The following is a 12,361-nucleotide window of genomic DNA, read 5'->3' as shown; positions in this document are numbered from 1 at the left end:
CCTCAACCGAAGTTGCGGCTAAGCAAATTATTTGATCTCTACTTCAGCACCAGCTTCTTCCAAAGACTTCTTCAAGCCTTCAGCTTCGTCCTTAGCAACGCCTTCTTTCAAGGCTTTAGGAGCGCTATCAACTAGTTCTTTTGCGTCCTTAAGACCAAGACCAGTCAATTCTTTTACAAGTTTAACTACTGCCAGTTTAGATCCACCAGCTGCCTTCAAGATAACGTCAAAAGTAGACTTCTCTTCTTCAGCTGCAGCTTCTCCTGCTCCAGCACCACCTGCTACAACTACTGCACCTGCAGAAGCTGGCTCGATGCCATACTGATCCTTAAGGATATCTGTCAATTCTTTAACCTCTTTTACAGTCAAGTTTACCAACTGATCTGCAAGTTGCGTAAGATCTGCCATTGTATTTGAAATTTAATATTTGTGTGATTTTTTATTTAATTATTTTTCTTCTCGGTCAGCAAGCGTACTAAGCACACCAGAGATATTGTTCTGGCCACTTTGCAATGCTGCAAGAAGGTTCATTGCTGGAGATTGTAGCAATCCTACTAGGTCGCCGATCAATTCCTGCTTTGACTTCAACTTGGACAACATTTCCAGGTTTTCTTCTCCGATAAAGATATCTGAATCGATAGAAGCACCTTTGAAAGCTGGCTTCGTTGCTTTTTTACCTATTTTTTTTCTAAAGTCCAACAATACATTTGCTGGAACATTTCCTGTCTCTTTTGCGAAAATTATTCCCGAGAACCCTTTCAATGTCTTTTCTGATAACTCAGCGTAATCGACATCAAGATTTTCCAACGCTTTATTAATCAAGGTGTTTTTGTACACTCGGTACTCCACTCCCTTTTCAAAGCATGCTCTTCTGAAATTGTTTACCTGCGCTACAGTAAAACCTGAAGCATCAGTAATGTAGAAGAAAGGGTTTTCTTTAAATTTCTCAGTAAGACCGTCGATTATTACTTTCTTTTCGTCTCTAGTCATGATTAAATTCCTTGAATGCTACCCTTGTCTACTGCAATCCCAGGAGACATTGTACTGGATAAATGAATACTCTTGAAATACGTTCCTTTAGATGAAGATGGCTTCAGCTTAGAGATAGTCTGGATCAGTTCATTCACATTTTCCTCAATTTGCTGAGCAGTGAAAGATACTTTTCCTATACCGGCATGGATGATTCCGAATTTATCAACTTTGAAATCGATCTTACCAGCTTTTACTTCTTTTACAGCTTTTGCCACATCTAGAGTAACAGTTCCTGATTTAGGATTTGGCATCAAGCCTCTAGGACCTAATACTCTACCTAATCTACCTACTTTAGCCATTACGTTTGGCATAGTGATGATGACATCAATGTCAGTCCATCCGCCTTCGATTTTGGCAATGTAGTCGTCCAAGCCCGCGTAATCTGCACCTGCTTCGGTCGCTTCTGCTACTTTGTCAGGAGTACAAAGTACTAGTACTTTGATATCTTTACCGGTACCATGTGGAAGAGCTACTACTCCTCTCACCATTTGATCTGCTTTACGGGGATCCACACCCAAACGGATGTCTAGATCTACGGAAGCATCAAACTTGGTAGTGGTAATGTCCTTAACGATAGTAGAAGCTGCCTCCAGGGAGTACTCTTGGCTTGGGTCGTACTTAGAAAGAGCTTCTTTTTGCTTTTTTGTTAACTTAGCCATTATATTTTATTTATACTTCCCAAGGGGCTTTACCAGATACTGTGATTCCCATGCTTCGTGCTGTCCCAGCTACCATTTTCATAGCAGACTCGACTTTGAAAGCATTAAGGTCAGGCATTTTAACCTCTGCTATCTCTTTAACCTGATCCCAGGTTACTGACCCTACCTTCTTACGGTTTGGCTCAGCGGATCCGCTCTTAAGCTTCGCTGCCTCTAGTAGCATATTTGCTGCCGGAGGTGTTTTTACTACGAAGTCAAAAGACTTGTCCGAATAGATTGTAACCAATACAGGTAGCACCTGACCCATTTTATCTTGGGTACGTGCATTGTACTGCTTACAAAACTCCATGATGTTCAGACCCTTGGAACCAAGAGCCGGACCTACTGGAGGCGACGGGTTTGCCTGGCCACCTTTCACCTGTAGTTTTAAATAACCAGTGATTTCCTTAGCCATTGCTTAGTCTTGTTTTTCTACTTGTATAAAGTTTAATTCAACAGGAGTATTTCGACCGAAGATCTTAACCATAACATTAAGTTTCTTCTTGTCTTCAAATATCTCCTCAATAGTCCCGGTAAATCCACTAAAGGGACCGTCCATAACTTTGACAGTCTCTCCGACTATAAATGGTGTATCCAGCTTCTCTGCGAATTCGTCTATTTCCTCTACCTTACCTAAAATACGGTTGATTTCAGACTGACGAAGCGGCTCAGGGGTTTTGGAAGCCCCACCTGAGTTTGATCCTAAGAAACCGATTACTCCCGGAATACTTGTAATTACGTGATTGGCCTCACCATTGGATAGATCTGCATTGACTAGAACGTACCCGGGAAAGAAGTTTCTTTCTCGCACACGCTTTTTGCCGTTTCGCATCTCGTATACTTTCTCAGAGGGTATCAAGACCTCGGGTATAAATGCCCCGATATCCTGTCTGGAAATTTCATTGTCCAGATAGGTTTTAGTTTTTTTCTCTTGTCCCGCTACTACTCTGAGTACGTACCACTTATGTTCAGCCATTCTGTAATGTCAATTCAATTTAGAATAAATCGTAAAACCATGTCATGATGTTCTCAAAGCCAAGATCAATCACGCCAATAAAAAGCGCAAAAATCAATGAGGCCACTAACACCAATACGGCACTATTTTGAAGAAATGAATACTTGGGCCAAGTGACCTTGTTTTTCATTTCGTCATAAGACTCAAGGACAAAGTTTTTTAGATTCATAGTGTACTTAACTTACTGGCACGGGCAGAGAGATTCGAACTCCCATCAACGGTTTTGGAGACCGCTATTCTGCCGTTGAACTATGCCCGTGTGAATGATCGTCCCGAATATGGGAACGCAAAATTAGGGATTGATTCTTAAAGAAACAAATGCGATCCCAAAATATTTGAGATCGCATTGTTTTTATAATTCAATCAATTGATATGATTAGTCAAGGATTTCAGTAACCTGACCAGCTCCTACAGTTCTACCACCCTCACGGATCGCAAAACGAAGACCTTTCTCAAGAGCAACTGCGTTTAGCAAGTTAACTTCGATAGTCACGTTATCACCTGGCATTACCATTTCTACAGATTCAGGAAGCTTGATCTCTCCGGTAACGTCTGTAGTTCTCAAGTAGAATTGTGGACGGTACTTGTTGAAGAATGGAGTGTGACGTCCACCTTCTTCTTTAGAAAGAACGTAAACTTCTGCTTTGAAATGAGCGTGAGGAGTCACAGATCCAGGCTTACAGATAATCATACCTCTCTTGATCTGAGCTTTTTCAATACCTCTTAGCAATAAACCTACGTTATCACCAGCTTCACCTCTGTCTAGGATCTTACGGAACATCTCAACACCAGTAACTGTAGACTTAAGTCCTTCAGCACCCATACCGATGATATCCACTGCTTCACCAGAGTTTACAACACCTCTTTCGATTCTACCAGTAGCAACAGTACCACGACCAGTGATCGAGAATACGTCCTCTACAGGCATCAAGAAGTCTTTGTCAACAGCTCTTTCTGGAAGTGGGATGTGCTCATCTACAGCATTCATCAATTCCATAACAGTCTCTACCCACTTCTCTTCACCGTTCAATGCACCAAGTGCAGAACCAGCGATAACTGGGATATTGTCACCGTCGAATTCATAGAAAGAAAGTAGCTCTCTAACTTCCATCTCCACAAGCTCAAGAAGCTCTGGATCGTCCACCATGTCTACTTTGTTCATGAATACTACTAGAGCAGGCACCCCTACCTGGCGAGCCAAAAGAAGGTGCTCTCTAGTTTGAGGCATTGGTCCGTCAGTAGCTGCTACCACTAGGATAGCACCGTCCATCTGGGCAGCACCTGTTACCATGTTTTTAACGTAATCGGCGTGACCTGGACAGTCTACGTGAGCGTAGTGTCTCTTTTCAGTTTGATATTCTACGTGAGAGGTATTGATAGTGATACCTCTTTCTTTTTCTTCCGGAGCGTTGTCGATAGAAGAGAAATCTCTTAATTCAGATAGACCCTTTGATGCCAATACAGTAGTAATAGCTGCTGTCAAAGTAGTCTTTCCATGGTCTACGTGTCCAATCGTACCGATATTAACGTGCGGCTTGGAACGGTCGAATTGTGCTTTTGCCATGCGTGAAAATCCTCAGTTTAAGTTTAAAGATATATTTAAGTTTTTTTTCTTATAAGCCGAAATGAGCCAACGACGGGATTTGAACCCGTGACCCCTTCCTTACCAAGGAAGTACTCTACCCCTGAGCTACGTCGGCTTAGACTCTTGTACTTTGTTTTCAAAAGTAAAAGAGCGGGAGACGAGGCTCGAACCCGCGACCTGCAGCTTGGAAGGCTGCCGCTCTACCAACTGAGCTACTCCCGCTTGTAATCTTTGTGGCCACTCTGCCCCTAGCATTACGATACTTTACAATACTATGGAGAGTTACTTCCATTTGGTCTGAACTGTATCAGACCTGTTTCGCCCAGCAAAATTAGAAAAAAATTTCGCATTCCGGCAATGGTTGTGGGGGAAACAGGATTCGAACCTGTGAAGACATAAGTCAACGGATTTACAGTCCGTCCCAGTTGGCCGCTTTGGTATTCCCCCAACTAGCGTTACTTTTGATTCCTTTTCTCCGGCTTCTCTATCGTAACGGATGGCAAAATTATAGGCTTTTATTAAAGATTCAAAACATGGATTTCAAATTTGATGAGTTTTTGCGAAATAATTCAGCAACAAATTAAAAATCAGGAGATTAATTTTCATCATTCAAGGCTTCTAAAAAATAGTTATAGTAGCTGGCAAGCTCTTCATCACTTTCTTCTCCTGCAATTCTATTTAAACGCGCCAGGTTTTCGGCCGGCTCAGTAAAGCCCAGCAATGCCTGAAATGCTCCCAATCTCACATAACTTCTGCTGTCATATTGAAACTTCTGAAATAAAAATTCAACAGCCTCCTCTTCCCCTTCTTCCGGAAATCTTAAAAAATACTCACTCAAGTAGCCTAAAAAATAATACAGCCCCTCGCCTTTGATGGTCTCCGCCTGACGCAAAAACCAATTGCCTTTACCAGATATGTAATTAGAGATGTAATATTCTGCCACTGGGATAACCATCCTATAATTGGTCTCCCCGGAATACCGTTCAATGGTCGCTTCATCCACAGGCGGTTCCACCGCACTCACCAAGCCCATCAATGCTGACCCTGCCACCAGATAAGAGGAATCCGACGCCAACTCTAAGAAAAGCGCCTGATACTGGTCCGGATCAAAGGCACTTAGCACATCTAAAGCGCCCGACCTCACGGAATTTCTACCAGCCCCTAAAGCTATACTTTGCACCGCTTGCTCTAGCTCAGGAGAAGCTTCCAGCCATTCTGTGTGACTTTGCAGTATTGACAGAGCGTTTTCCTGTACAGCCCAAAACTCATCCATCACGGCCTCTAGCATCATGGACTCCAGTTCCAAATGGGCTTCCCAGGCTGCCAGACTATCTAATGCTTCATATCGGGCAATGCCTAATTCTGAAATCCTAAACTGACTCCGCATTTGCTCAGGACTGGAGCTTTGAATTCTTTTTGCCAAAAGATTTTTCCCTTCATCTATAAACACTAAGTCCACAGGGGTCTTATTTTCCAGCGCAAACTGCTGAAAAGCCTGGTTCATAAACAACTGCTTACTTTTTCTTTCACCGCCTTCATACCAACTCACCACTATGGGCAGCTGATAAAGTGGTGCCTCATTCAAATCCTGCAGTTGAGTCACTGAAATCAAAATGTTTTCGGGAATGGAATAATCTACCTCAAACAAGAGCTCAGGGTGCCCCTTGTCCAAAAACCACTGATTGAAAAACCAGCTCAAATCCTCCCCAGATATTTTCTCAAAGGCCATCCTCAGGTCGTTCACTTCAACATTGCCAAAGGCATGCTTTTCTAAGTAATCCTGAAGTGCCCTATAAAAAACGGTCTCGCCAAGGTAGGTTCTCAACATGTGAATGATCATCCCTCCCTTACTATAGCTATGAGAGTCAAACAAATCTTCCGCATTTGAATATGCATACCTAATCAGGTCCACTTGCTTGTTCTCAGCTTCTGCATAATAGTTTTCAGTCTCAGCTATCAATTTGAGTTTGGCCTCATCAGCTCCATATTTGTACTCATTCCACAGAAATTCACTGTAATTGGCAAAACCTTCATTCAGAGTGAGGTTTGCCCAGGACTCTACAGATACATAGTCCCCAAACCACTGGTGAAAAAGCTCATGGGCAATGATGTAGTCCCATTCTGAATCTATGGCTTCGTGCTCATCTAAGCGCAACTCCTCCATAAAAATCGATGCCGTAGTATTTTCCATCGCACCAGACACAAAATCCCTGACTACAATCTGATCGTACTTTGGCCATGGGTATCTCACTCCCAACTTCCCAGAGAAAAACCCCATCATCTCAGGAGTGTTTTTAAACACCCGCTCAGCTCCTTTTTCAAATCCCTTTTCCACATAATACCCCAAAGGAATGCCATCCCATTCTGCCTCGACTTTTCCAAAGTCTCCAATGGCAAAAGCAGCCAAATATGGGGAATGGGGCAGATTCATCTCCCAGTGATCCTTTCGTAGTCCATTGCCTAGCTCTTCTTGCCGGACCAATTCCCCATTGCCTATGGTCACCAGTGAATCTGCAACTGTCAATTTGATCAGCTGCGTAAACTTCTCATTCGGTGTATCCAAAGTTGGAAACCACTTAGAGTTATGATCCGTCTCACCTTGCGTCCAAATCATCCTAGGTTTACTTGGCACCGTATCCAGAGGGTCGATAAAGTACAAACCTTTGGTATCGGAAATCGCAGCACTTCCCGGTCCGGAATTTCGCTCCGGAAACGCAGTATATTTCATGGAAAGCTTGAAAGTATCTGCTCTGGTAACCTCCTCTGGCAAGTATATCCGAACCTGCTGCCCATCATACCTATACCCTGTGGACTGGGGTTCACCTCCATTTTCATAATATATCCTTCCGAGCTCAAAATCCTGAGCGTCTAACACCAATTCCTGCTGAGGATGAAAAAAAGGCCTAATCGTCAATTCTGCCGTACCAGTCACCGTCTGATTTTGATAATCAAATGCTAAATCTAATTCGGTGTGGAGAATATCAAAAAGCTTGGTAGCCGCAGGCTTATACAAAGCAATGGCTTGTTCCTTTTCCTGTACCAGCCTATCATATCCCGGAGTAGCCGCTTGGCTGAGCGTATCAGAAGGCTCTAATCCTCCATGTGATTCAATCTCCTGGGTAGTGGGAATAGACTGACTCGACTTACAGCCTACTGCAAGCACTGCCAGTATCAAAAACAAGTTAAAAGATCTGGGACCAAAAATTATTCGCAAAACGATTGACAATGAGTTCATAGATTAAAGCTGGCGAAAGTGCCGAGGTTGTGAGGAAATTGTATATTCGGATTCAAATTAGCAGGAATGTTTACAGTTACCATCCAAAATAAGACCTATTCGGTAGAAAAAACCCAAGAAGGCCTACAAGTGAACGGCAAAAGTATCTATTGGGATCTGAAGTGGATATCAGACCGGAAAATCCACCTCATAGCAGGCAGTCGGTCCCTGGAAGCCGAATTGATTGCACTGGACAAAGAAACCAAAACCTTGAAAATCCGCCTGGGCAACAAGGTCTCCGAACTACAAGTAAAAGACCGCTTCGATCTACTACTGGAGCAACTGGGGATGGACACCAAAGCCAGCTCAGCGCTGAAAGAAATCAAAGCACCAATGCCAGGGCTGATTTTGGATCTGAGGGTAAAAGCAGGTGATGAAGTCAAAAAGGGAGATGTGATTTTAGTGCTGGAAGCGATGAAGATGGAGAATATCATCAAATCACCGGGGGATGGACTGGTGAAAAATGTAAAAGTCTCGCTCAACCAAAGCGTGGAAAAAAACCAGATCCTTATCCAATTTTAACCAAGATGCCTAGCATTATGCCCTGAAGAAATTATATTTGTCGGATTATTTTGCACAATCCTGAAGCTCTGTAGACCTCACTTGGTTTCTCACAAGTATTTTAATGGGTCAATGCATGGGGTCATAACCGAAATAATCGCCTAAAAACGATAACTCGATCGCTGAAAACAATCAACATCAAATGAAATACAAGAGAATACTGCTCAAACTAAGTGGCGAAGCGCTAATGGGAGATAAGAGCTACGGAATCGACCCTGTAAGACTTCAGCAATACACCCAGGAAATCAAGAAGGTGAAGGATATGGGAGTTGAAATCGCTATCGTAATCGGCGGAGGCAATATTTTCAGAGGAGTGCAAGCAGAAAAATCCGGTATCGACCGAGTGCAGGGAGACTACATGGGCATGCTCGCCACGCTGATCAATGCCATGGCATTGCAGAGTGCTTTGGAGCAAGGAGGAATGTACACCCGCCTGATGTCAGGAATAAAAATCGAAAGTGTGTGTGAGCCCTTCATCAGAAGGAGAGCCATCAGACACCTGGAAAAAGGACGCATAGTGATTTTCGGTGCAGGTATAGGCAATCCTTATTTTACCACGGATTCCACGGCCAGCCTTCGAGCCATAGAAGTGGAAGCAGATGTAGTACTGAAAGGAACCCGAGTGGACGGCGTGTATACTTCTGACCCGGAAAAAGACACCACAGCTACCAAATACCAAACCATCTCATTTCATGAGGTATATGAGAAAAACCTCAATGTCATGGATATGACTGCATTCACCCTTTGCCAGGAAAACAACCTTCCCATCATCGTATTCGATATGAATAAGGCAGGAAATTTGAGCAAACTGGTGGAAGGCGAAAAAATCGGAACTTTGATCACTTCATTATAAGCATACAATCATGGAAGAAATCGAATTATACCTTGACGAAGCAAAGGAATTGATGCAGAAAGCAGTGGATCACACTGCCTCTGAGCTACTGAAAATCCGTGCAGGCAAGGCCATGCCAAACCTTTTGGACGGCATCTTGGTCTCCTACTATGGAGCCCCTACTCCTATGAACCAGGTAGCCTCAGTATCTACACCTGATGGAAGGACCTTGGCGATCAAGCCTTTTGAGAAATCCCTTATCCCTGAAATAGAAAAAGCCATCATCAACTCAGATCTAGGTCTGGCTCCGCAAAATAATGGAGAGATGATCATTTTGACCATTCCAGCCCTTACCGAGGAAAGAAGAATCGCCTTGGTAAAGCAAGCTAAAAACGAATGCGAAAACGGTAAAATCTCCATCAGAAACGTACGAAAGGACACGAATGATGAGTTGAAAAAGCTTCAAAAAGAAGGTGCATCCGAAGACGAAATCAAACGAGCTGAGGATAAGGTCCAAAAACTAACTGACCAATATTCAGTAAAACTGGACGAGCTTCTGGACAAAAAAGAGGCAGATATCATGAAAGTTTAATCGCATTAAAAAAACCCGGCTAGGCCGGGTTTTTTAATGCCTAGTCATTCACACTCACATTGATAAAAGTGGCTATCCCCAATCGCACTCCTCCCCGCAAATAGTCCTGGTTTTCAAAACCTGCACCGATTTCCAAACGAAAGATCCGAAATAAATTATCCAAGGAATAGCCTACCTCATAGTAATGCGGTGAATGATCAGTTTTCAGGTAATTGAAAAAGATATTTTCCCTCACGCCGGAAAATCTCAGCATGGGCAACTGGGTTAACAAAAATTTTCTGAACTGATAATGTACAATCCCTGAGAAATACTTGGACTGAGTACTGTACTTGTAATAGTCCATAAACCTGTAATTCGATGCGGGGCCAAAATTTGAAAAGATGGTTCGGTTACCTCCGAAATGCTGAAAATCCGGGAAGTAAACCTGATCTTGGTTTAGAAAAGCTCCCGCTGACAGATTAAAATCCAGTTTTCCGCTCACCCCAAAGCTGTAATCATGTTCAATCCCAAGCTCTACCTGATCAAATTTTGCCGAAGGCCCTTCCCCTATTCCACCAAAGGCTTTGTTATAGGCTACTTTTACAAGTGGAGAGCGATCTCTAAGGGCATATTTTCTTCCATTGCGTATGCCATATTTAATCCCTGGCCTCCAGTCCAGCGAAGCGCTCAGCTTTAAAATATCATGATCTACAAAAGAGGCCACTCCGGTTTCTACATTTTCGGGTCGATTGGCACTGTACTCCCGCTCAGGCTTGTTATAGATGCTGTAATTGTTTGTATTGAAAAGCTCCCCACGCTGGGCATACGTCATATTCACTCTATAAGTGAAACCTCCATTGACACGGTGCGCCCAGTAGGCCTGTACAAAATCCTGCTCGTAGAGCTTCATGTAATTTTGCCGTAGAAACAAGGAATAAAATGCATTGACCTGCTCATTGATCGGCTCTCCTCCATTAAACTGGTAGATGTACCTCCCTCCCTTCACACCGAAAGTAGTACCCGAAAGTGTTTGGGTCTGAGACCACCTGAAATCAACTTTTCCGTAAAATCTATTGCTGGAAAAGCCATACCGGAATTCCGGTTCTATGTTAAAGCTTTTGCGAAGCAAACTCACACTATCAGCTGCTAGCCTTGATGATTCTTTGCGGTAGAAAAGCCCTAGACCTAGCTTTGCCCCTTCCACTGTATTAAAAGAAATCTTGGTCCAGTTTTGCCTAAAGCCAATAGAAACCCCACTTCCCATACTGTAACTTGCACCGTTCATAAAGTCCAAAGGTTTAAATTTCCGTTTGGCTTTCTTGGCCACGGAGTCCACATCACTCATCTTGGCAGCTTCCACAGTAGCCAGACTATCGTCCCTTTGATAGCCTTTTATTTCGCTCTCAGTCAGCGGAACCGGACGTATACTATCCCAGTAAGCCTGATCATATTTCTTAGCCATAGAGTCCACTTCATAGTAGCTCTCTTCGATCACATCCGGCTCCTCTCGCTCCTTTAAGGACTCTTTTTCATACTCGTTTAGCAGCTTCCTGTACTCCTTACGGGTAGTAGGCTTTTCTGCTGCCAGCTGCTCCAAGGTGGACACTGACTTGTCAAATTCAGCAGCCACCTCAGGCACTTCCTGTACCTTTTCATCTATGATTTCCGGCACTTGCACCAGGTCCGGGTTCAGCTCTATCTCATATTCCCGTGTGGATGCCAGGTAGTTGAACTCCCCTTCAAAGCCAAATATTTTACCTCCAAAAGCATAAGTATGTGTGAGGGGCATCCAGACATTCTCGGCCACTGGCGCATATTGCTGTTTGGCTTGGATCTCAAAACCTAAAAGGGAAGTTTTCAGATTTAAGCTATGAATCGCCCATAGATCTTCTATGATGTAAATGTAGCCCTCAAAGACCTTCTCACCTCTGGACCTCGGCGTGACCCTGATCTTGCTTACCAGCACATCCTGATCAAAGAAACTACCTTCGTAATGGAATTTATAATAATTAAATGCAGAGCGCGATAGCGGAGATATGATGCCATTGATCTGCTCCTGATAAAAGGTGGTCTGGATATAGGGTGCAGGGGAAGTGGACTGATTGTCTCCATTGGTACGGATGGAAATGACTCTTTCTTCCACTTTATTGGGCTGGGTAAATGTAATCCTGGAAACCGACTCTGAGGTGTATGCCTCATTCAGATTCAGACCTTCTTTTTCCAGCGTTTTTTTCATGAAAAATGGGGCATCGGTCAGCTTCCCAGTCCCTTTTAGATACACAGTCATGCTATACTTCTGAATCTGCAATCTATGGTATTTTGCTTTGGCAATGGCCTTTCGCATGATAGTAAGCGCCGGGTCTTCAGCACCTGCCTTCACCTCCACTTCAGCCAAAGTATAATCCTGAGGCTCCAGTACAAAATCCCTCACTGTCCAGTCTTCGCCTACAATTATGGTTTCCAATTGGGACTTATAGCCCAGGTACTGGATCAGCACGTCATAGATACCCTTGGGCAATTTGTACTCGTATTTTCCCTCTTCATTAGTGGGCACTCCATCTCCTAGATTTCTGACATAGACCGATGCATACGGCAAAGGTTCACCTTCGCTAGTAGTGACTTGTCCGCGTATACCCTGTGCATGAACTGAAGTGGACAAAAAACTAATCCATACGACTAAAAAGATATAAAATTGCTTCATATACAGAATTCTAGCTTCTAAGATACAATAGGTTTTCAGGATAAACGGGGTAGGCTTGGAGCTTTTAAGATGATTTTAGAAAGTAAGTTCAT

12 protein-coding genes and 4 tRNA genes are annotated in these 12,361 nt (G+C 43.4%); 3 read left to right on the top strand and 13 right to left on the bottom strand.

Going from position 1 to position 12,361, the window contains the following annotated elements; genetic code table 11:
- Positions 1–27: 27 nt before the first annotated feature.
- From rplL to PBT90_RS01365, 12 genes are all read right to left on the bottom strand, one after another.
- Positions 28–408, bottom strand: a complete 381-nt coding sequence (rplL, locus tag PBT90_RS01420; RefSeq protein WP_264808576.1) for a 50S ribosomal protein L7/L12 — start codon at positions 406–408, stop codon at positions 28–30.
- Positions 409–447: 39 nt separating this feature from the next.
- Positions 448–990: a 50S ribosomal protein L10 gene (gene rplJ / locus PBT90_RS01415; protein WP_264808575.1), complete on the bottom strand. Its 543-nt coding sequence runs from the start codon at positions 988–990 to the stop codon at positions 448–450.
- Between the two features lie 2 nt (positions 991–992).
- Positions 993–1,691: a 50S ribosomal protein L1 gene (rplA, locus tag PBT90_RS01410; protein ID WP_264808574.1), complete on the bottom strand. Its 699-nt coding sequence runs from the start codon at positions 1,689–1,691 to the stop codon at positions 993–995.
- Between the two features lie 10 nt (positions 1,692–1,701).
- The gene (rplK, locus tag PBT90_RS01405; RefSeq protein WP_264808573.1) at positions 1,702–2,145 is read right to left on the bottom strand and encodes a 50S ribosomal protein L11; all 444 of its coding nucleotides are present in this window, start codon (positions 2,143–2,145) and stop codon (positions 1,702–1,704) included.
- A gap of 3 nt (positions 2,146–2,148) precedes the next feature.
- The gene (nusG, locus tag PBT90_RS01400) at positions 2,149–2,706 is read right to left on the bottom strand and encodes a transcription termination/antitermination protein NusG (RefSeq protein ID WP_264808572.1); all 558 of its coding nucleotides are present in this window, start codon (positions 2,704–2,706) and stop codon (positions 2,149–2,151) included.
- Between the two features lie 19 nt (positions 2,707–2,725).
- Positions 2,726–2,914: a preprotein translocase subunit SecE gene (gene secE / locus PBT90_RS01395; RefSeq protein WP_206584553.1), complete on the bottom strand. Its 189-nt coding sequence runs from the start codon at positions 2,912–2,914 to the stop codon at positions 2,726–2,728.
- 16 nt (positions 2,915–2,930) lie between these two features.
- Positions 2,931–3,004, bottom strand: a tRNA-Trp gene (locus PBT90_RS01390).
- A 117-nt stretch (positions 3,005–3,121) separates the two neighbouring features.
- Positions 3,122–4,309 (bottom strand): elongation factor Tu, encoded by a 1,188-nt coding sequence (tuf, locus tag PBT90_RS01385; protein WP_264808571.1) that lies wholly within the window; start codon positions 4,307–4,309, stop codon positions 3,122–3,124.
- Between the two features lie 64 nt (positions 4,310–4,373).
- Positions 4,374–4,445 (bottom strand) — tRNA-Thr (locus PBT90_RS01380).
- Positions 4,446–4,479: 34 nt separating this feature from the next.
- Positions 4,480–4,552 (bottom strand) — tRNA-Gly (locus tag PBT90_RS01375).
- A gap of 142 nt (positions 4,553–4,694) precedes the next feature.
- Positions 4,695–4,777 (bottom strand) — tRNA-Tyr (locus PBT90_RS01370).
- A 148-nt stretch (positions 4,778–4,925) separates the two neighbouring features.
- Positions 4,926–7,565 carry a M1 family metallopeptidase gene (locus PBT90_RS01365; RefSeq protein ID WP_270131167.1) on the bottom strand — a complete coding sequence of 880 codons (2,640 nt, stop codon included), beginning with the start codon at positions 7,563–7,565 and terminating at the stop codon, positions 4,926–4,928.
- 66 nt (positions 7,566–7,631) lie between these two features.
- Here PBT90_RS01365 and PBT90_RS01360 point away from each other — a divergent pair, with 66 nt between their 5' ends.
- The 3 genes from PBT90_RS01360 to frr all read left to right on the top strand — a co-directional run bounded on the left by PBT90_RS01360 (position 7,632) and on the right by frr (position 9,589).
- Positions 7,632–8,126 (top strand): acetyl-CoA carboxylase biotin carboxyl carrier protein subunit, encoded by a 495-nt coding sequence (locus tag PBT90_RS01360; protein ID WP_264808569.1) that lies wholly within the window; start codon positions 7,632–7,634, stop codon positions 8,124–8,126.
- A 181-nt stretch (positions 8,127–8,307) separates the two neighbouring features.
- Entirely contained in the window at positions 8,308–9,018 is a 711-nt protein-coding gene (gene pyrH / locus PBT90_RS01355) for a UMP kinase (protein ID WP_264808568.1), read from the top strand.
- A 10-nt stretch (positions 9,019–9,028) separates the two neighbouring features.
- Positions 9,029–9,589 (top strand): ribosome recycling factor, encoded by a 561-nt coding sequence (gene frr / locus PBT90_RS01350; RefSeq protein WP_264808567.1) that lies wholly within the window; start codon positions 9,029–9,031, stop codon positions 9,587–9,589.
- A 40-nt stretch (positions 9,590–9,629) separates the two neighbouring features.
- Here frr and PBT90_RS01345 read toward each other — a convergent pair whose 3' ends face one another.
- Positions 9,630–12,269 (bottom strand): DUF5686 and carboxypeptidase regulatory-like domain-containing protein, encoded by a 2,640-nt coding sequence (locus PBT90_RS01345; RefSeq protein ID WP_264808566.1) that lies wholly within the window; start codon positions 12,267–12,269, stop codon positions 9,630–9,632.
- Positions 12,270–12,361 lie beyond the last annotated feature (92 nt).

It is taken from the genome of Algoriphagus sp. TR-M9, assembly GCF_027594545.1.
Lineage (GTDB): Bacteria > Bacteroidota > Bacteroidia > Cytophagales > Cyclobacteriaceae > Algoriphagus > Algoriphagus halophytocola.
This window is presented reverse-complemented; position numbering and strand designations above follow the sequence as displayed.